Origin of the sequence: Nocardia barduliensis, assembly GCF_013315795.1 — a bacterium.
In the GTDB taxonomy this organism is placed as follows: domain Bacteria; phylum Actinomycetota; class Actinomycetes; order Mycobacteriales; family Mycobacteriaceae; genus Nocardia; species Nocardia barduliensis.
In genome coordinates this window covers 1-18507 of record NZ_JABLTE010000094.1, presented here as the reverse complement: position 1 = coordinate 18507, position 18507 = coordinate 1, and the positions used below count along the sequence as shown (strand labels likewise).

General features: G+C 69.4%; 18 protein-coding genes and 2 tRNA genes. 10 read left to right on the top strand and 10 right to left on the bottom strand.

What is annotated here, in order from left to right; all coding sequences use genetic code 11:
* Positions 1 to 117: 117 nt before the first annotated feature.
* From HOV91_RS30085 to HOV91_RS30060, 6 genes are all read left to right on the top strand, one after another.
* The gene (locus HOV91_RS30085; protein ID WP_174188692.1) at positions 118 to 1092 is read left to right on the top strand and encodes a DUF2157 domain-containing protein; all 975 of its coding nucleotides are present in this window, start codon (positions 118 to 120) and stop codon (positions 1090 to 1092) included.
* A gap of 199 nt (positions 1093 to 1291) precedes the next feature.
* Positions 1292 to 2791 carry a CoA-acylating methylmalonate-semialdehyde dehydrogenase gene (locus tag HOV91_RS30080; RefSeq protein WP_174188691.1) on the top strand — a complete coding sequence of 500 codons (1500 nt, stop codon included), beginning with the start codon at positions 1292 to 1294 and terminating at the stop codon, positions 2789 to 2791.
* Between the two features lie 5 nt (positions 2792 to 2796).
* Positions 2797 to 3939, top strand: coding sequence for an acyl-CoA dehydrogenase family protein (locus HOV91_RS30075; RefSeq protein ID WP_174188690.1), 1143 nt, complete (start codon positions 2797 to 2799; stop codon positions 3937 to 3939).
* A 55-nt stretch (positions 3940 to 3994) separates the two neighbouring features.
* Positions 3995 to 5059: an enoyl-CoA hydratase/isomerase family protein gene (locus HOV91_RS30070; RefSeq protein WP_174188689.1), complete on the top strand. Its 1065-nt coding sequence runs from the start codon at positions 3995 to 3997 to the stop codon at positions 5057 to 5059.
* Positions 5059 to 5952, top strand: coding sequence for a 3-hydroxyisobutyrate dehydrogenase (gene mmsB, locus HOV91_RS30065; protein ID WP_217441298.1), 894 nt, complete (start codon positions 5059 to 5061; stop codon positions 5950 to 5952). Before HOV91_RS30070 ends, mmsB begins: the two co-directional genes overlap by 1 nt.
* Positions 5953 to 5995: 43 nt before the next feature.
* Positions 5996 to 6781, top strand: a complete 786-nt coding sequence (locus tag HOV91_RS30060) for an enoyl-CoA hydratase (RefSeq protein ID WP_174188687.1) — start codon at positions 5996 to 5998, stop codon at positions 6779 to 6781.
* A 50-nt stretch (positions 6782 to 6831) separates the two neighbouring features.
* Here the strand turns inward: HOV91_RS30060 and HOV91_RS30055 are convergent, their stop codons facing one another.
* Entirely contained in the window at positions 6832 to 7875 is a 1044-nt protein-coding gene (locus tag HOV91_RS30055) for an Hsp70 family protein (protein ID WP_174188686.1), read from the bottom strand.
* Between the two features lie 124 nt (positions 7876 to 7999).
* Complete coding sequence (locus HOV91_RS30050; RefSeq protein WP_174188685.1) at positions 8000 to 8551, bottom strand: MarR family winged helix-turn-helix transcriptional regulator; 552 nt, start codon at positions 8549 to 8551, stop codon at positions 8000 to 8002.
* Positions 8552 to 8665: 114 nt separating this feature from the next.
* Here HOV91_RS30050 and HOV91_RS30045 point away from each other — a divergent pair.
* A tRNA-Cys gene (locus tag HOV91_RS30045) sits at positions 8666 to 8737 on the top strand.
* Between the two features lie 106 nt (positions 8738 to 8843).
* Here HOV91_RS30045 and HOV91_RS30040 read toward each other — a convergent pair.
* From HOV91_RS30040 to HOV91_RS30015, 6 genes are all read right to left on the bottom strand, one after another.
* Complete coding sequence (locus tag HOV91_RS30040) at positions 8844 to 9893, bottom strand: ABC transporter ATP-binding protein (RefSeq protein WP_174188684.1); 1050 nt, start codon at positions 9891 to 9893, stop codon at positions 8844 to 8846.
* Positions 9890 to 11356 (bottom strand): ABC transporter permease, encoded by a 1467-nt coding sequence (locus HOV91_RS30035; RefSeq protein WP_174188701.1) that lies wholly within the window; start codon positions 11354 to 11356, stop codon positions 9890 to 9892. The genes HOV91_RS30040 and HOV91_RS30035 overlap by 4 nt, the downstream gene beginning before the upstream one ends.
* A gap of 89 nt (positions 11357 to 11445) precedes the next feature.
* On the bottom strand, positions 11446 to 12468 hold the full coding sequence (locus HOV91_RS30030) for an iron ABC transporter substrate-binding protein (RefSeq protein WP_174188683.1): 1023 nt from the start codon (positions 12466 to 12468) through the stop codon (positions 11446 to 11448).
* A 109-nt stretch (positions 12469 to 12577) separates the two neighbouring features.
* A complete protein-coding gene (locus HOV91_RS30025) occupies positions 12578 to 13996 on the bottom strand; it encodes a metallophosphoesterase (RefSeq protein ID WP_246351145.1) in 1419 nt (472 codons plus the stop codon).
* 4 nt (positions 13997 to 14000) lie between these two features.
* Positions 14001 to 14615 carry an Rv0361 family membrane protein gene (locus HOV91_RS30020; RefSeq protein WP_174188682.1) on the bottom strand — a complete coding sequence of 205 codons (615 nt, stop codon included), beginning with the start codon at positions 14613 to 14615 and terminating at the stop codon, positions 14001 to 14003.
* Between the two features lie 186 nt (positions 14616 to 14801).
* On the bottom strand, positions 14802 to 15203 hold the full coding sequence (locus HOV91_RS30015; protein ID WP_174188681.1) for a nuclear transport factor 2 family protein: 402 nt from the start codon (positions 15201 to 15203) through the stop codon (positions 14802 to 14804).
* Between the two features lie 151 nt (positions 15204 to 15354).
* On the opposite strand from HOV91_RS30015, the gene HOV91_RS30010 reads away from it, so the two are divergent.
* Positions 15355 to 15720: a hypothetical protein gene (locus HOV91_RS30010; protein ID WP_174188680.1), complete on the top strand. Its 366-nt coding sequence runs from the start codon at positions 15355 to 15357 to the stop codon at positions 15718 to 15720.
* A gap of 261 nt (positions 15721 to 15981) precedes the next feature.
* A complete protein-coding gene (locus tag HOV91_RS30005; protein ID WP_174188679.1) occupies positions 15982 to 16665 on the top strand; it encodes a hypothetical protein in 684 nt (227 codons plus the stop codon).
* A 124-nt stretch (positions 16666 to 16789) separates the two neighbouring features.
* Here HOV91_RS30005 and HOV91_RS30000 read toward each other — a convergent pair whose 3' ends face one another.
* Complete coding sequence (locus tag HOV91_RS30000; protein WP_174188678.1) at positions 16790 to 17497, bottom strand: L,D-transpeptidase family protein; 708 nt, start codon at positions 17495 to 17497, stop codon at positions 16790 to 16792.
* 548 nt (positions 17498 to 18045) lie between these two features.
* Between HOV91_RS30000 and HOV91_RS29995 the strand changes: the two genes are divergently transcribed.
* Positions 18046 to 18327 (top strand): hypothetical protein, encoded by a 282-nt coding sequence (locus HOV91_RS29995; RefSeq protein WP_174188677.1) that lies wholly within the window; start codon positions 18046 to 18048, stop codon positions 18325 to 18327.
* Positions 18328 to 18408: 81 nt separating this feature from the next.
* Here HOV91_RS29995 and HOV91_RS29990 read toward each other — a convergent pair.
* Positions 18409 to 18481 (bottom strand) — tRNA-Arg (locus HOV91_RS29990).
* Between the last annotated feature and the right edge of the window lie 26 nt (positions 18482 to 18507).

The following is an 18507-nucleotide window of genomic DNA, read 5'->3' as shown; positions in this document are numbered from 1 at the left end:
ATCACATCGCTAGCGGGGCAGCGGCGGGTCGTCGGCATGATCAGCGGTGCGGGTCCGCGCGCGTGGTACCGAGGCCGATCGTGTTGCCCGATCGATCGACTCGGACATACTGGGCGCATGGCGAGCGAGGACAGGGCGAGGACCGCGATGGGGCGGCTGGTCGCCGAGGGCGTGCTGACCCGAGACCAGGCCGACGCGGTGCTCGCGGCGCTCGCCGCCGAACGGGCGTCGGCGGTGGCGCGCGGACGAGTGCTCGCCGAAATCGCGGCGTACGTCGGAGCCGGTCTGCTGTTCGGCGGGATCGTCCTGGTGGCAGCCTCGTCCTGGGAAGATCTCGGACGGCCGGTCCGGGTCGGCCTGCTCGCCGTCGTGGCGGCCGGTCTGCTGCTCGGGGGAGTTCTGCTCACCGGCGTCTCGGCCGGCCGCGCGAGCGCGCACAACGCCCGCGCCCGGCTGGCGGCCGCGCTGTTCGCGCTGGGTTCCGTCGCGCTCGCCGGGTCCGTCGGCACCGCGACGGAGGGCGGCGGGTCCGATGCCGCATGGGTTTTCGCGTGCGCGGCGGGAGCGGTGATCGCGGTGCTCGGTTACCTGGCGCTGCCTTCGGTCGTCGGAATGCTGGTCTGCGCCTGCTTCGTGCCCGCGGCCGTCGCGGGGTCGCTGACCGAGCTGATCGATCTCGACGACACCTGGGGCGGCGTGGCGGTGCTGCTGCTCGGTGGCGTGTGGTTCGCGCTGACCAGGATCGGAGCCGCGAGTGACATCCGGGTCGGCTACCTGATCGCGATCGTCACGTCCGTCGCGGCCGCGCAAAGTCTCGACGTCGATGGCCGGAGCTGGGCTTACGGAAGTACGGCGCTGGTGGCCCTGGTCTGCTTCGCGCTGTACGCGACCCAGCGGTCGGCGGTGCTCGTGGTCGGGGGTGGCGTCGCGATCGCGGTGGCGGCTGGCGAGGCGGTGTCGGACTGGACCGACGACTCGCTGGGCGCCGCGGCGGTGGTCGTCGCGATCGGCGCGATCACGCTCGCCCTGGGCGCGTACCGGCTCGCGCGACCACGCCGGGAGAAGAAAGCCGTGTCGATGTCGAAGGCATAGGCCGGAGTCGCGCGGATGGCCCGCTGCCGACGAACCGGTTGGGATGGCGTGTGTGACCCGTACCGGGCCGATCGCCCGATCAGGCCGCGTGGGATGAATCACATCGGCGCCGCGGCGACGCAATTACTTGGACATCCAACTATAGGATGACCGCATACCGCATCGCGGTGTCCCGATCAGCTACGAGAACAGGACTGGCATGGTTCGCGAACTCACCCATTTCATCGGCGGAGAGCATGTGCCGGGCGCTTCCGGCAACTTCGGCGACGTCTTCGATCCCAACCTCGGCCAGGTGCAGGCCAGGGTGCCGCTGGCGAGCAAGTCCGAGGTCGAAGCGGCCATCGCGAACGCCGCGGCCGCGCAGCCGGTGTGGGCCGCGTTCAATCCGCAGAAGCGGGCGCGCGTGCTGATGAAGTTCCTGACCCTGGTGCAGGAGGAGATGGATTCGCTGGCCGCCCTGCTGTCCTCCGAGCACGGCAAGACCATCGCCGACGCCAAGGGTGACATCCAGCGCGGCTTGGAGGTCGTCGAATTCGCCGTCGGCATCCCGCACCTGCTCAAGGGCGAATACACCGAAAGCGCGGGCACCGGCATCGACGTGTACTCGATGCGCCAGCCGCTCGGTGTCGTCGCGGGCATCACGCCGTTCAACTTCCCGGCCATGATCCCGCTGTGGAAGGCCGGGCCCGCGCTGGCCACCGGCAACGCCTTCGTGCTCAAGCCCTCCGAGCGCGACCCCTCGGTGCCGCTGCGGCTGGCCGAGCTGTTCCTCGAGGCCGGGCTGCCCGCCGGTGTGTTCAACGTGGTCAACGGCGACAAGGAAGCCGTCGACACGCTGCTGCACGATCCGCGCGTCAAGGCCGTCGGCTTCGTCGGCTCCACCCCGATCGCGCAGTACATCTACGAGACCGCGACCGCCAACGGCAAGCGCGCCCAGTGCTTCGGCGGCGCGAAGAACCACGCGATCGTCATGCCGGACGCCGACCTCGACGATGTCGCCGACCAGCTGATCGGCGCGGGCTACGGGTCCGCGGGCGAGCGCTGCATGGCCATCTCGGTGGCCGTCCCGGTCGGCGAGGAGACCGCCGACCGCCTGGTGGCCAAGCTGACCGAGCGGGTGCGCAAGCTCAACGTCGGCCGCTCCGACGACCCCGGCGCCGACTACGGCCCGCTGGTCGGTCAGGACGGCGTGAACCGGGTGAACAACTACGTCCAGATCGGCATCGATGAGGGGGCCGAACTGGTGGTGGACGGACGCGGTCTGGTCGTGGAGGGCGCCGAGGACGGCTACTTCGTCGGCGCGACGCTGTTCGACAAGGTGACCCCGGAGATGCGGATCTACCGGGAAGAGATCTTCGGCCCGGTGGTCAGCGTGGTGCGCGCCAAGGACTACGAAGAGGGGCTGCGGCTGGCCAACGAGCACGAGTACGGCAACGGCGTCGCGATCTTCACCCGCGACGGCGACACCGCCCGCGACTTCGCCGCCCGCGTGCAGGTCGGCATGGTCGGCATCAACGTGCCGATCCCGGTGCCGATCGCGTACTACACCTTCGGCGGCTGGAAGCGTTCCGGCTTCGGCGATCTGAACCAGCACGGCCCGGATTCGATCCGCTTCTACACCAAGACCAAGACGGTGACCCAGCGCTGGCCCTCCGGCCTCAAGGAGAGCAACGCGTTCGTCATCCCCACCATGGACTGACGCGGATGTTCGCACTCGACGACGACGAGAAGGCGATTCGCGACACCGCCCGCGGTTTCGCCGACGAATTCCTCGCCCCGAACGCGCTGGAATGGGACGAGCAGAAGCATTTCCCGGTGGACGTGCTGCGCAAGGCGGGCCCGCTCGGCCTCGGCGGCATCTACGTGCGCGAGGACGTGGGCGGTTCGGCGCTGCGCAGGCTCGACGCCGTGCGCATCTTCGAGCAGCTGGCCACCGGCTGCCCCGCGATCGCCGCCTACATCTCCATCCACAACATGGCGACGTGGATGATCGACCGCTACGGCGACGACGGCCAGCGCAACCGCTGGCTGCCCCGGCTGACCGCGATGGAACTGCTGGCCAGCTACGCGCTCACCGAGCCAGGGGTCGGTTCCGACGCCGCGGCCCTGAGCACCAAGGCCGTGCGCGACGGCGACGATTACGTCTTCAACGGCGCCAAGCAGTTCATCTCCGGCGCGGGCGCCACCGACGTGTACGTGGTCATGGCGCGAACCGGTGACGCGGGGGCGCGCGGCATCTCGGCGTTCGTCGTCCCCGCCGACACGCCGGGCATCACCTTCGGCGCCAACGAGAAGAAGATGGGCTGGAACGCGCAGCCGACCCGTCAGGTGATCTTCACCGACGCCAGGGTCCCCGCGGTGAACCGGCTCGGCGCGGAGGGCGACGGTTTCCGCATCGCGATGAACGGGCTCAACGGGGGCAGGCTCAACATCGCCGCCTGCTCGGTGGGCGGCGCGCAGGCGGCGCTGGACAAGACGGTGCCGTACCTCGCCGAGCGGCAGGCGTTCGGCAAGCCGTTGCTGCGCAATCAGGCGCTGCAATTCGAACTCGCCGATATGCGCATCGAACTGGAGGCCGCCCGCACGCTGCTGTGGCGGGCCGCCGCGGCGCTGGACGCGGACGCGCCGGACAAGGTGGAACTGTGCGCTATGGCGAAGCGCTTCGCCACCGACGCCGGCTTCGAGGTCGCCAACAAGGCACTGCAACTGCACGGCGGCTACGGCTACCTCACCGAGTACGGCGTGGAGAAGATCGTCCGGGATCTGCGGGTGCACCAGATCCTCGAGGGCACCAACGAGATCATGCGGGTGGTCGTCGCCCGCTCACTGGTGGAAGGAGCGGCATGAGGCGCCGGCGCAGCGTGACCACGCGGGGCCCCGCTCATGCCGGAAAGGACAGAGCATGAGCGAACCCGAAATTCTTCTCGAACAGCGCGACGGTCTCGGCCTGATCACGTTGAACCGGCCCAAGGCCATCAACGCGCTGAATCACCCGATGGTTCTTGCCATCACCGACGCGCTGCGCGCGTGGGCCGAGGACGACGCGGTGCGCACCGTGGTCGTCACCGGCGCGGGGGAGCGCGGCCTGTGCGCGGGCGGCGACATCGTCGCCATCCACGCGGACGCGAAAGGCGGTGCCGCGGGCGCTGATTCGCCGACCGGCCGGTTCTGGCGCGACGAGTACGTGCTCAACGCCTTGATCGGCCGCTACCCGAAGCCGTACGTGGTGGTCATGGACGGCATCGTGATGGGCGGCGGTGTCGGGCTCTCCGGGCACGGCAGCCACCGGATCGTCACCGAGCGGTCCAAGATCGGCATGCCCGAGGTGGGCATCGGCTTCGTCCCGGACGTCGGCGGGACCTATCTGCTCGCGCGCACCCCGGGTGAGATCGGCACGCACGTGGCGCTGACCACCGCGCGCATGAGCGCCGGTGACGCCATCGCGGCGGGCTTCGCCGACTATTTCGTCGCCTCCGCGGATGTGCCCGCCCTGCTGGAGACGCTGCGCTCGGAGAGCGCCGACATCGCGATCGCCAAGTTCGCCACCGACGCGCCGGAGTCGGCGCTGGTCGCCGGGCAGAGCTGGATCGACGCCTGCTACGCGGCCGATTCCGTGGAGGAGATCCTCGCGCGGCTGCGAGCGCACGACGCCCCGGACGCGCGGGCGGCGGCCACCGAGATCCTGGCGAAATCGCCGGTGGCGCTGAAGGTCACGCTGCGCTCGCTGCGTGCGGCGCGCACCGCGCCGAGCCTGGAGACGGTACTGAACGAGGAGTACCGGGTCTCCATCGCGTCGCTGGCCTCGCACGACCTGGTCGAGGGCATCCGCGCCCAGGTCATCGACAAGGACCGCGACCCGCACTGGTCGCCCGCGACGCTGGAGGCGGTCACGGACGCGCAGGTGGACGCGTACTTCGCCGAACTGGGCGATGCAGAACTGGGTCTGACGACCCCGGAGGTGGCGTGATGAGCAAGCGAATCGGTTTCCTCGGCCTCGGCCATATGGGCGGGCCGATGGCGGCCAATCTGGTGCGGGCGGGCTATGAGGTGCTCGCCTTCGACCCGGTGCCCGCGGCGCGGGAGCAGGCCGGGCGTGACGGGGCGATCGTGGTCGACGCGGCCACCGAGGCCGCGGCGGCCGACATCGTGATCACGATGCTGCCCAACGGCAAACTCGTGCTGGACGTCTACGCCGAACTGCTGCCGGTCGCCGCGCCGGGCACACTGTTCATCGACTGCTCCACCATCGACGTGGCCGATGCCAAGCTCGCGGCCGCACGCGCCGCCGAGGCAGGGCACCGCGCGCTGGACGCACCCGTGTCCGGCGGTGTGGCGGGTGCAGCGGCGGGCACGCTGACCTTCATGGTCGGCGGCGCGGCCGAGGACTTCGCCGCCGCGCTCGCGGTGCTCGAGGTGATGGGCGGCAAGGTCGTGCACTGCGGCGGCTCCGGCGTCGGCCAGGCCGCGAAGATCTGCAACAACATGCTGCTCGGCGTCTCGATGATCGCGCTGTCGGAGTCGCTGGTGCTGGGCGAGAAGCTGGGGCTGAGCCACCAGTCGTTCTTCGACGTGGTCTCCACAGCCTCCGGCCAGAGCTGGGCGCTGACCAGCTACTGCCCGGTTCCCGGCCCGGTGCCGACCAGTCCGGCCAACAACGACTACCAACCGGGTTTCGCCACCGCCCTGATGGCGAAAGACCTCGGTCTGGCCGCGAACGCGTTGCAGGAGAACAACGTGGACGGACAGCTGGGGTTGCTGGCCGCCGCGATCTACGACCGCTTCAACCAGACGGATGCCGGGCGGGACTTCTCGGCTATCGTCACCGATATCCGTAACCGTTCCGACCAAGAGGGTGCATGAAGATGGACGCATCGCACAGCGATTTCGTGAGGGGTGGCGGCCGGTGACGGGCGGGCCCGACTTCGAGACGATTCTGCTGGAACGCAAGGGCCGGGTCGGCTGGATCACGCTGAACCGCCCGAAGGCGCTCAACGCGCTGAACGCACAGGTCCTCGACGACGTCATCGCCGCCCTCGACGAGCTCGAGCGCGACGACGAGATCGGCGCCATCGTGATCACCGGGTCGGAGCGGGCTTTCGCGGCCGGCGCCGACATCAAGGAGATGCAGCCCAAGTCGTACATGGACATGTTCATGGACGACTACTTCGCACGCTGGGACCGGCTGGCGCAGTTCCGCAAGCCCACCATCGCCGCGGTCGCGGGCTACGCGCTGGGCGGCGGCTGCGAGCTGGCCATGATCTGCGACGTCCTGCTCGCGGCCGACACCGCGAAGTTCGGGCAGCCGGAGATCAAGCTGGGCGTCATTCCCGGCATCGGCGGCTCGCAGCGGCTGACCCGCGCGATCGGCAAGGCCAAGGCCATGGACCTGGTGCTCACCGGCCGCAACATGGACGCCGAGGAGGCCGAGCGGGCGGGGTTGGTCTCGCGGATCGTGCCCGCCGCGCAGCTGCTCGACACCGCACTCGAGGTCGCCGAGACCATCGCGTCGATGTCGCTGCCGGTCGCCATGATCGCCAAGGAGGCGGTGAACCGCTCGTTCGAGACCACGCTGGCCGAGGGCCTGCGTTTCGAACGCCGCGTCTTCCACTCGCTGTTCGCGATCGAGGACCAGAAGGAAGGCATGAGCGCCTTCGTGGAGAAGCGTCCCGCGAAGTTCACCAACCGCTGATCTCGCTTATCGCCCGGCCGGCCCGTCCGGCCGGGCGGACCCGTCGCGAGTCAGCCGAAGCGCCCCGGTGTGGGTGCGACGATCTCCGCGGGCATGGGCGCCCGGTCTCCTTCGGGCTGGCTCGCGTCTTTGTCCGCGGCGAGCAGCCCGGCGATGGTGGCGCCGAGGGCGACGGTGACCGCGGCCGCCGCGATGAGCTTGCGCCGGTCGACGGTGGCCGGGACCAGCGTGGCCCCGGCGCGCAGCCGGGCCATCCGGACCTGGCCGCCGCGTCGTTCGGCGGCCAGCAGCACGGCGCCGCGCGCGGAGACGAACTCGGGCTCCGGGTCGTAGACGATCGGAAGATCGATCAGTTCGGCCAGTTCGGCGCGAATGCTGGGACTGCGGGTGCAGCCGCCGAGCAGCACCATGGCCTCCGGCCGCACGCCGGTCTCCTCGATGATCTGGCGCACGAACGACGCGGAGTGGTGGATGCCCGCCGCACACAATAGGGCCAGGTCGCTGCGGGTGACCACGGCACGGTCGCCGGTGCCCTCATCGATCGCGGTGACCACGCGCGCGTCGCTCAGTTCTTCGCGGTGGCGCCGGATGGTCGACGCGTCGGTGAGCACGCCGTCGCGGGCCAGCCGCCAGCGCAACAGCGCGTCGTAGCCGTCGCCGCCGAGCACCGTGCTGCGTTTGCCTGCCAGGATCGTGTCGGTGCGGCAATCCGCCTGGGTGATGGTCAGCCCCGAGCTGCCCAGGTCGTAGAGGATGACCGAGCCGCTGTCGGGAAGTTGTCCGGTGAAGCGCAGATAGCGCAGCTGGGCGAGCGGTTCGTCCACGATGGTCACGCCGCGGCCGACGCCGGCGCGGATGGCGTCGGCATGCAGCGGACAGCGGCACGTCACGGCCGTTCCCGAGATCAGTTCGTCCCGCCGGTCGGCGGCGCCGTTCATCCGGCGGATCGCCTCGAAGACCGATTCCTCGACGCCACCGCCCGCGCGCCGCGGCACTTCGCAGCGATCGATCGGGGGTAGGTGTGGCTGATCGGAGTGTGTGAGCATCGCGTGGGCGCCGCCAGCGCCCGCCGATACACCCAAGACCAGCACCATGAGTCCATGGTGGACCTTTTCGCTTCCGCTGCCAAGACGGCGTGCCCGGCAATTCGCCGGTTGGATGCCCGTGTGTCACTGATCGGTCGGTCCACTGCGGTACTCGACCGACCGGTACGTCGAATTACTCTGTGACCGTGGCCGACCAGCGCGCCGTGCCCTCGGCGGTGTCGAAGTCGCCCGCAGCGTGTCGGAATTCGGCGAGCAGTTGCAGCAGGGTGTGCAGCCGGTCGGGCGGCAGCCCGGGGCGCGCGAAGACCTTCGCGTTGAGTTCCTCGGTCGCCTTCGCGACCAATTCGCGTCCGGCGTCGGTGATTTCGATCAAGGTAGCGCGCCGGTCGCTGGGGTGCGGCACGCGCTCGACGAGCCGCGCCGCTTCCAGCCGGTCCACGGTATTGGTCACGCTGGTGGGGTGCACCTGCAAGCGCGCACTGGCCTTCGCCATCGGCAAGGCCCCGGTTTTGCTGAAGTTGAGCAGCATGAGCAGCTCGTAACGGGAGAAGGTCAACCCGGTGGGTTTCAGCGCCTCGTCCACCCGCGCCATCACGATTTGCTGGGCTCGCACCAGCGAGGTCACCGCGGCCATGCCGTCGGCGACGTCCCCCCAGCCGTGGCCGACCCACTGGCGGTGGGCCTCCTCGATCGGGTCGTTCGCAAGCGGGCGTGGCCGAGACATGTTCCGATCATTCCATGCCACCGCACGGGGGCGGGGACATCCGACCAGCCTTCGAATCAGCGTGAGCGCAATGGTAGGCCGCGCCTACCTGCCGGGGGCACTATCTAAGGCGAGGCGGGCGTGGCTGAGTGGTTTAGGCAACGGTCTGCAAAGCCGTTTACGCGGGTTCAATTCCCGCCGCTCGCTCAATATGGTCCTCGGTGCTCGGCTCGGTGCGTGCCACTGCCGAGCCGAGCGCTCTCGAGGCGTACCGGGGGGCGCAATCGCGGCATCCCGCTGTGCTCGACGCACTTCAGGCGGCGTCGTCCGGTTCGGCGTACGCCACCGCCGAGCCGAGCACTTCCAGGCGCACCCGCTGGCCTGCGGCCGGGGCGTCGACGCTGGGCCTGCGCACTCGCACCGGGGTAGCCGCGCCGTCCAGACCGATCGTCAGGATGACGTCCGCGCCGCGGAACTCGACGGCGCGGATCTGCCCGCTGTCCGGCTCATCCGCCGAAACCGTCCGCGCCACAAGCTGTTCCGGTCGCATCATGACGGTCACGTGCCCGGCCGGGGCATCGCGCTGCACCGGGATCCGCCCGAGCGCGCACTTGGCCACGTCGGCTTCCACCACCGCTTCCAGCAGCACGCAGTCGCCGAGGAAGCGGGCGGTGAACAGGTCCTTCGGCGTGGCGTAGACCTGCTCCGGCGTGCCCACCTGGGTGCAGCGCCCGTCGCGCAGCACCGCCACCTGCTCGGCGAAACTCAGCGCCTCCTCCTGGTCGTGGGTGACCAGAATGCTGGTCATGCCCGCCGCGCGCAGGGTGTCGGCCACGGCCTGCCTGGTCGTCGCCCGCAGCCCCGCGTCGAGCGCGCTGAACGGCTCGTCCAGCAGCATCACCGACGGCTTGCGAGCCAGCGCGCGAGCCAGTGCGACGCGCTGCTGCTGGCCGCCGGAGAGCTGGTGCGGCCGCCGATCGGCGTAGGACGCGTCCAGCGAGACCGTCTCCAGCAGTTCGCGCACCCGCTGCCGGTGGCGGCGGCGCAAGCCGAGTCCGTAGGCGATGTTCTGCCCGACGGTCAGATGCGGGAACAACGCCCCGTCCTGCGCGACATAGCCGATGTTGCGCCGCTGAGGCGGCACCATGATCCCTTCGCCCACCACGGTTTCCGCTCCGATCGACACCGAACCCGTGTCCGGCGACTCGAACCCGGCGATCACCCGCAGCAGCGTGGTCTTGCCGCACCCGGACGAGCCGACCACGGCGGTCGCGGTGCCGTCCGGCACGTCGAGGCTGATTCCGCTCAGCACGCGGGTGTGGCCGAAGGTCTTCGACACATCGGCGACGACAACGCGACTCATATCCCCGCCGCCTTCCGCGAGTTGGTGAACAGCAGATACGTCACCGGCACCGCGGCGGCGATCATGATCAGGGCGTACGGCGCGGCGGCCGCGTAGTCCAATTCGCCCGACAGGCCCCAGAACCGCATCGCGAGCGTGCGGGTTCCGTTGGGCGCCAGCAGAAGTGTCGCGGTCAGTTCGGTCGCCACGGCGACGAACACCAGCGCGGCGGCGGCAGCCGCGGCGGGCGCCGCGAGACGCAGCGTGACGAGAAAGAACGTCGCGGGCCCCGACTTGCCCAGCGATCGGGACGCCTCCTCCAGGCCGACCGGCACCTGGGCGAGCCCGGCCCGCACGCTGACCAGGGCCCGGGGCAGGAACAGCAGCAGGTAGGCGGCGATCACCATGCTCGCCGTCTGGTAGAGCGCGGGCGCCCACCGGATGGTCACGGTCACCATGGCCAGCGCGATCACGATGCCGGGCAGCGAACTGGTGACGTAGTTCGCGCCCTCGACCAGCCGGGCGAACGCCGAGGTGGAACGCACCGCGATCCACGCGACCGGGAACGCGCACAGCGTGGTGAGCAGCGCGGCGACGGCCGCAAGCGCCACCGTCTGCCCGAGCGCTTCACCGATGTCGGCGAAATCCCACACCGCCGCTCCGCCGATACGCAACCAGCGCGCGATGGTCCACAGCGGCACGCCGAGCGCGGCCGCCGTCACCGCGACGAGCGCGGCCAGGACCGGTAACCTGCCTGCGCCCAGCCGTATCCGGGTCGCGGCACGCGGCGCCCCGCTGCCGATCCGCGCGTAACGCGCCCGGCCGCGCAACCCGGCCTCCGCCCCGAGCAGCGCCAGGCAGCACAGCACGAGCACACCGGCGAGCATGCTGCCCGCCGGACCGGCGAAACTGGATTGGTACTGCTCGAAGATGGCCGTGGTGAACGTATCGAACCGGACCATCACGAACGCGCCGTACTCGGCGAGCAGATGCAGTGCGATGAGCAGCCCGCCGCCGAGAACGGCCAAGCGCAACTGCGGCAGCACGATCCGCGCGAAGACCGCGACCGGCCCGGAGCCGAGCGCTCGCGCCGACTCCTCCACCGCGGGGTCCAAGCGGCGCAGTGTCGCCGCAGCGGGCAGGTAGACCAGCGGGAAATAGGACATCGTCGAGATCACCACACCCGCCCACAAGCCGTGCAGGGCCGGGAAGACGCTGACCCAGGCATAGCTGTTGACGAACGCGGGCACCGCGAGCGGCGCCGCGAAAACCGGCCCCCACCAAGCCTTTCCCGGAACGTCCGTGCGTTCGACCACCCACGCGAGCCCGACGCCGAGCGCCACGCAGACCGGCACCGTGCACACCACGAGAGCGGCCGTATTGCCCAGCAGCTCACCCACTCTGGGCCGGAACACCAGCTCGGCCGCCTGATCGAGGCCGGTGGACAAGACCGTCGAAACGATGTATCCGAGCGGTACGAACATGGCCGCCACCAGCAGCAGCGCGACGATCGTGACGATCGGCCCCGGCCTGCCGACCCTGGGCGCCGTCACAACGGTCCGCAGCGCCACGACTACAGCAGACCCGCTTCGGTCATCAGCTGGGTGACCTTCTTCGAGTCCAGCTTCGACGGGTCGACGGCCGGGGCCTGCAGGTCGGCCAGCGGCGGCAGCGCCGGGTTCGCGGCCACACCGCTCGCGACCGGGTACTCCAGCGACGTGCCGTCGCGCAGCACCTCTTGCCCGGCCTTGCCGACGATGAACGCCAGGAACCGCTGCGCCGACTCCTGCTTCTTGCTCGCTTTCAGCACGCCGCCGCCGGAGACGCTGACGAAGGCACCCGGGTCCTGGTTCTTGAAGTAGTGCAGGGCGGTGTCGGCACTGCTCTCCTTGGTTTTCGCCTGGTCGCGATACCAGTAGTAGTGGTAGATGACGCCACCGTCCGGGCTGCCGGAGTTGACCGCTTTCATGGTCGCGACGTTGTTCGGGAAGGGTGTCGCGTTCTCCTTCATGCCCTTCAGCCAGGCGCGGGTGGCGTCCTCACCCTTCAGCGCGAGCAGCGCCGCCACGATGGCCTGGAAGTCGGCGCCGGATACGCCCGCGCCCCAGCGGCCTTTCCACTGCGGCTGCGCCAGATCGAGCAGCGAGGCGGGCAATTGCCCCGGCTGGACCTTGTTCTTGTTGTAGACGAAAACCGTTGAGCGAGCGGCGACGCCGGTCCACTTGCCGGTGGACGGACGGAACTGCGCGGGCACCTGCTCCAGGGTCTCGGGATTCACGTCGGCGAACAGGCCCGCGTTCTCCACCAGCGCCATCGCGGGTGAATTCTCGGTGAGGAACAGGTCGGCGGGCGAGGCCGCGCCCTCGGCGACCAGCTGGTTGCCCAGCGCCGTGTCACCGCCCTGGCGCAACGTCACCTTGATGCCGGTTTCCTTGGTGAACGCCTCGGCCCATTCCTTGGTGAGCGATTCGTGCTGCGCGTTGTAGACGGTGATCTCGTTCGCGTCGTCGGAGGAATCGGAGCAAGCCGTGATGCCGAGCGCCGTCACCGCGACGGCCAATCCGGCGGCAATCGTCTTCCATCTGACCGGCTTCATCCTCGTCCTTCCGACCGCGTCCCTCATCCGTATGTTGAGGCTTGCCTAAGGAAGATACCGCGTTCGACGTGCGCAAACCGTTCCCGGATGTGGCGAATCTCCCCAGCGGCTACCGCAGCCCCGAGAAGTCGCGGAGCACAACGTGATTGCGGTCGGCGCAGGTGCCGAGCGCGTAGTCGGGGAGCAGCCCGAAGTACTCGCCGCGGGTGAGCGCGCTCCAGCGCCGCGCTTGCTCGGTGCGGGTCTTGTAGAAGTTGACCATGTAGCCGCCTTCGTAGACGCGCAGCAGGCTGTAGCCGCCCGGATACTCCTTGACCGCGGCGACCTCCAGGAACTCCACCGCGCGCGCCGCGTCCGGTCTGGTGCGGCGGTTGCGGTGGGTATGGCCGCTGTGCTGCAGGAAGACGCCGGGAGACCGGGTGTAGAGCGTCTGCAGTTCGCCGCTGTCACGTCCGTCTAGGACGAATCCCGGCCCCGCGAGGTTGGTCAGCCCGGACTCGGTCGTGACGGGGTGGTGGCCGAACAGCAGCGTCGGCCGGTCGGGATCGGCGCGCAGGCGTTCGGCGAGGTGATCGAACTGCGGCCGTTCGATGGACCCGCCCGCGCCGTCGAGCCGGCTGGTGTCCAAGCCGAGCAGCCGCAGGCCGCCGATCTCGTGTTCGACCAGTTGCTGCCGCGCGGAGAAGACCTCGGCCCAGCAGTCGCGGTGATCGGCGGGCGCGGGCGCGCACCCGGCGTATTCTGCGCCGACGTGCGGCCGGTCGTGGTTGCCGCGCACGGCCAGGTAGTCCTGGCCGAGCGACCCCCACGCGTCGAGGCGGGCCCGCACCGTGCGGGTGTCGTGCTCGGAGGCCTCGGCGGTGAGGTCACCAGCCAGCAGGAGGCGTTCGGCCCCGCGATCGGGGCGGCGCAGGTCGTCCAGCACCGCGGCCAGCATCACCTCGGGGTAGGGCGCGAGGTCGGGGGCCTGCCGGAAGCCGGGCGGCAGGTCGCCGACGATCAGGCCGCTGATCTGCTCGCCGTAGTGCACGTCGTTGGCCAGCGCCAGCGTGCGCAGCCTGCGGCCGGGCGGCGGGACCAGCGTGGTGAACTCGCCGCGGGCTTCCGGTGCGGCCGGATCGGCGGTGGTCAGCGACAGCGCGGGCGTGGCGCGCACGCCGGCCGACCAGGCTTCGAAACGGTAGGTCCGGCCCGGTTCGAGCCCATCGATCTCGGCGTAGTGGAACGGGGTGCGGCGGTCGTCGGCGAATACCGGGACCGGTCCGCGCGCGGAGTCGGCGGGGCCGACCCGCACCTGGGTGTCGGCGTCGACGGGGATCAGCCGACCGGCTTGGTCGGGCGCGAGCGTGGTCCAGGTGACGATCACCGAGGAATCGGTGATCGTCACCACTTCCAGATCGGTGGCGACGGCGGAATTCGGCTGTGCCCGAGCTTTCGTTCGTCCGGCGAGGGGAAGCAGTGCGGCGAGTCCGAGGGCTCCGAGAACGGTTCTGCGGTTCGGACCGCAGCAATTCATGCCTGCGTGCATTCGATCAGCGCGTGCCCTCCGCGGAGCAGACCTTCCACTTGCCGTCTTCCTTCTTCAGATGCTCGGTCGTGCTGGTTTCGTTATCGGGCTGCTCGCCGGGGACCGCGACGGTGAGTTTTCCGGTGACCTTCGCGGTCGCGGTGTCCCCGGTGACCAGGATGTCCTCGATCCTATCGATGGCGACCGAAACGGCGGTGCTGTCGAATTCGTTCTTCTCGCTCTCGGTCATCGCCTCGAACGCGGTGCGCTCGCTCGCGCACGCCTGCTCGGCCGCCGCGCGGAAGCCGCGCGTGTCGAGGGTCTCGTAGAAGTCGCGGATCGCCAGCTCGATCCGCTTCTCGTCCGAGGCGAGCGGACCCCGGCCCTGCGAGGTCAAGAACACGCCCGCGATCACCGCGCCCGCGATCACCAGGGCGACGATCACCACCAAGCCGGCGATCAAGCCGGTCCGGCTCTGCTTCGGTGGCTGCGCCGGGTATCCGGGCGGCCCATAGCCGGGCGGTGGATAACCCGGCCCCGGCGGGGGCGGGCCTTGCCCGGGCGGCGCATAGCCGGGAGACGGCTGTTGCGGGTAGGGCGGTTGCTCGTCCGGCGGTTGCCCGCCCGGCGGGTAAGCCATGTCGTCCTCCGGTGTCTACCCCCGGTGCCTGCATCGCTACGGCAACGGCGTGCCCGGGCAACCGGAAACCAAACCGGGACGGACCGTTCGCGAGGTTGCCGTGACCTATGGCGACCGGTCTTCGCGGGATCTGTTCGCACGATGGCCGCGTACTGCGAACGGCCTGTTCTCGCGATGGCCCCGTGGTCAGGCAGCCAACGCGGCGTGCCAGCGTGCGGTGTCGGTGTACTGGTGCAGCCGCGTGATGCGGCCTTCGTCGTCCACCTGCCACAGATGGACGAACTCGGCCTCGTACTCGCGGCCGGTGGCGCGCGCCGCGCCCCGATAGCGACCCGTGACCACGACGGTGCCGTCCGTGGTCTCCTGCCAGGTCTCGTCGTAGGGAGCGGTGTCGAAATCCCGGGCAACCGCTCCCCAGATCCGCGACATCGCCGCGAGCGGGCCGTGGAAGGCCCCTCCGGCCCCGCACGGCATCCCCGGAGCGGTCCGAGCCTCGAACTCCGGATGCAGCAGCGCCAGGATCGCCGGTCCGTCCCCGGTCTGCGTCGCCACATAGAAACCCTTGACGACCTCGTACTTCGCCGACATGCCCGACTCCTTCTAATATGATCGTTCTAGAATGACCATATTAGAACGCGCGATGTCGTGGTGACCAGACTTGTGTGGTCGTCGTCATGCCGCCCGATGCGCGGGCCGGGTTGCCTGGCGCTTGCCGCATATGTCCGGCTAACATTCGAACATGGGTTCGACTAGCGATGAAACGCCGCGAACCGAAGGCACCGAACCGGAGCTGGTCTACCCGAGCGGGACCGGCCACTACTACCGGACGCTCACCTACCCGCCGCGGCCGGTCTGGGTGCGGCTGGACGCGGTCCTGGTCCGCGACCCCGGGCTGCCGCGGCATGTGAACGGCGCGGGCGTCATCATGCGCGGCGAGCGCCCCGGAACCCTGACGCACTGGCTGCCCACCGTCGACGGGGACTGGATGGGCCGGGTGACCTACAGCATCCAGTTCGCCGACGGTCGCCCGGACCTGCACGTGCGTGACCAGCTGGTCCCTGCCTATGCCCTGCGTCCCCGGCAGTCCGCCGCTCCGGACGGTTGACCTTCAGTGCGTGCGTCGGGTGGTGGGCGTCGCCCACGTTCTCGTGAGATCGGCAGTCGCGTGCGAGCGGAGTCCGGAATGCCTTGTGAGCTGCGATCGTGCAGGTAGCGTCGAGTTTGCCTGTCTTGTCATAATTTCGGAGATCCCTGTGAGCGCCCGTAGCGAGCCGATTTGCCGCAGTGCGCGGCGGCGGGCGAGCGGGTTGTCCGGCCGATTGCTGCCCGGTTGTCGCGGTAGGGGGCCGGTGATACGTTGCCCGGCATGGGATTTCAGTTGCCGCATCCCGAGGTGCTGTGGGCGCGCGTGACCGTCTTGGACGTGATCACCTCCGCGACCCACACCGATCGGGTCGCGAGCGGACAGGAGATCGGGCAGACGGCCGGAGTGGAAGGCGGCCGGCTGATCAGCGACGACGGCGAGGGCAATTGGTACTCGCTGGTCAGATACCCCGGTGACCGCGCGCTGCTATTCGGGCGGGACGAGGACAACGAGGTCACCGGGACTTCCTACGATCCGCTGGCCGCGGCCCCCGCCTGGGTGCGCTCGGTGGAACCGACGACGAAGCTGCCCGCCGGCGCGCAAGGCCCGGTCAGCTTCGTGCGCTGGTGGGAATTCGGGCGCTGGCAGCACACCCCGACCGAGCTGGACGACGGCCTCGAGATGAGCCTCAGCGCCGCTTCCGACCGGGAGAGCTTCACCGGCAGCGTCATGAGCGCCGCCATCCACGCGAAGTGGGTGGAGATGGACTACGAGGCGGGCAAGCTCACCGCCCGCACCGTCGACCCGACCGCCCTGCACGCCCTGTGCGACGCCACCGAGAACGGCACCGTCACCAAAGCGCACTTCTATTTCCTCGAGCCCGGACTGACCGCCCCCGCCTTCACATACCTCACCAAGGCCGGCGTTTTGGCAGCCGCCGAGAAACCCACCGAAACCCTGCCGTAGCCGACGAGCCGCTCGCGGCACCTCACCATTCGAGCGAAGGGCTCCCGACTTTTCGGGGGTCCTTTTCTCGTTTGCCGGTTCCGCATTTCGCGTCCCTCCTCCACTGCGCAGCCGGTCGCGCGATTCAAGTCGCGTACATGCCGATCACCGGCTTCCGCGACGGCTCCAGCGTGGTCAGCAGTGTGCGCATGACCTCGTCACCGACCGCGACGCAGCCCGCGGTCGGCTTGCCTGCCTCGACGTGCACGAAGAACGCCGAACCCTGCTTCGGCACGACCGGAAATCGGTTGTAGTCGATGACCAAGGCGTAGTTGTATTGCGGGTCGGTGCGACCGAGGTTCTCGCTGTGGGTGGTGTCGAACGGGCAGTCGCCCTCCGCGCATCGATATTTCTGGTTGTAGAGCGGACTTTCGATATCGGACACCCACCACCAGGTATTCGACGGGTCCACCGACAGGTATGGAAGCTTCGCGCCTACGGCAGGCAACCGGCCGAACCCTTCGGTCAACGCGAACGTACCCTCCGGCGTATACGCCGCCCCTTCCCTGGCCTCCCGCGAAATCCCCTCCGCACCCACCCAAGCGGGCACCGCCAACGTGCGCTCCCACCGCCGAAACCGGCCCCGCTGCCACAGTTCCAACGTCCCCCGATCGGCCCCGGTCGGGGCCGTCACCCAAACGACTTGAGTGCCCGGCACCGCGTCCGGATCGAACGGCGGCCTGCCCCCGACGATCCCGGGCACCCACACGATTCCCAGCACCACCACGGTCGCCGCGATCCCCGCCGTGACCCAGCGCCGCACCGACCTGTCCCGGGCTCCATTATCAGCCAATACTCGTCACGCTCCTGCACCCAGAGGCAGGCATGTGCCCGCCGCGCCACGTCCTGCCTTACGGATGACTCTGCGAGTGGCCCATGGCTGTGGCAAACACCGAGCCGACCTCTCCGGGTATGCCACTCGCGATCATTCGTTGCCCGGGGGAGAATGCCGCGATTCCTCGGTAACCTTCAAGTACCTGCAATCCCGGTGCTGGAAAGACGGGCGATCGGATGTCGACCACCGGGAGTTCCCGGCATCCGCGCCCGTACCAGCATCCCTCTCGGGTCGCTGTGCGTTGCCCGGTATCGCAGCTGGTCGAGGGGCTCGCTCGGCCCGAGGCAATATTCGGATCTGCGCCTCGTGTTTCTCAGGCAGTCGGGTGGACCGATGCCTCCTTGCCTTGAATGCTGCTGACTCGGTAACAAAATGGGGTGTACGGCCGATATGGGCCGGGGATCGTACGCCCGCGTGTCGGTGCTTTCGATCTCCGGCCTGCTCTGGTTGCCCGCAGGGAAATCGGGGCAGGTGAATGCGTGCACTGTCGCTAGAAAGGACTGCCGTTGTTCTCGGCAACCACATCCACTGCTCCGCGCCGGATACTCGTCCGCGCAGTCGTCGCCGGCGTGATCGCCGCCGCGCCCCTGACAATCTCGGCGATTCCGGCCTCGGCCGACGTGGTCGGCACCGAAATCAACCACGACAGTCGGGACGACCATCCTGGCTTCCACGGGATAGACCGCGGCAATGATTGGCCGGGGGATCACGATCGCGGTCGCGGCAATGATCCGCTGTGGCGTCTGTTCCACAACCTCATCCCGCGTGGCGTGTTCGGCAGCAGCTGACGTACTCGCCGCCCGCGGCAAGGGCAGCCGTGAACGAGAATGACCCCTGACCTTTGGCTGGTCAGGGGTCATTCTGTTGCGTGCCCTCGGCAGGATTCGAACCTGCGGCCTTCTGCTCCGGAGGCAGACGCTCTATCCCCTGAGCTACGAGGGCGGGATAGGGCTCGGTCGGGGCCGGGA

Coding starts and splice junctions, on each gene's coding strand:
- HOV91_RS30085 (WP_174188692.1), top strand. CDS start 118: ATGGCGAGCGAGGACAGGGCGAGGACCGCGATGGGGCGGCTGGTCGCC.
- HOV91_RS30005 (WP_174188679.1), top strand. CDS start 15,982: ATGGGATTTCAGTTGCCGCATCCCGAGGTGCTGTGGGCGCGCGTGACC.
- HOV91_RS30015 (WP_174188681.1), bottom strand. CDS start 15,203: ATGTCGGCGAAGTACGAGGTCGTCAAGGGTTTCTATGTGGCGACGCAG.
- mmsB (WP_217441298.1), top strand. CDS start 5,059: ATGAGCAAGCGAATCGGTTTCCTCGGCCTCGGCCATATGGGCGGGCCG.
- HOV91_RS30025 (WP_246351145.1), bottom strand. CDS start 13,996: ATGCACGCAGGCATGAATTGCTGCGGTCCGAACCGCAGAACCGTTCTC.
- HOV91_RS30020 (WP_174188682.1), bottom strand. CDS start 14,615: ATGGCTTACCCGCCGGGCGGGCAACCGCCGGACGAGCAACCGCCCTAC.
- HOV91_RS30010 (WP_174188680.1), top strand. CDS start 15,355: ATGGGTTCGACTAGCGATGAAACGCCGCGAACCGAAGGCACCGAACCG.
- HOV91_RS30035 (WP_174188701.1), bottom strand. CDS start 11,356: ATGTTCGTACCGCTCGGATACATCGTTTCGACGGTCTTGTCCACCGGC.
- HOV91_RS30050 (WP_174188685.1), bottom strand. CDS start 8,551: ATGTCTCGGCCACGCCCGCTTGCGAACGACCCGATCGAGGAGGCCCAC.
- HOV91_RS30075 (WP_174188690.1), top strand. CDS start 2,797: ATGTTCGCACTCGACGACGACGAGAAGGCGATTCGCGACACCGCCCGC.
- HOV91_RS30080 (WP_174188691.1), top strand. CDS start 1,292: ATGGTTCGCGAACTCACCCATTTCATCGGCGGAGAGCATGTGCCGGGC.
- HOV91_RS30040 (WP_174188684.1), bottom strand. CDS start 9,893: ATGAGTCGCGTTGTCGTCGCCGATGTGTCGAAGACCTTCGGCCACACC.
- HOV91_RS30055 (WP_174188686.1), bottom strand. CDS start 7,875: ATGGTGCTGGTCTTGGGTGTATCGGCGGGCGCTGGCGGCGCCCACGCG.
- HOV91_RS30030 (WP_174188683.1), bottom strand. CDS start 12,468: ATGAAGCCGGTCAGATGGAAGACGATTGCCGCCGGATTGGCCGTCGCG.
- HOV91_RS30070 (WP_174188689.1), top strand. CDS start 3,995: ATGAGCGAACCCGAAATTCTTCTCGAACAGCGCGACGGTCTCGGCCTG.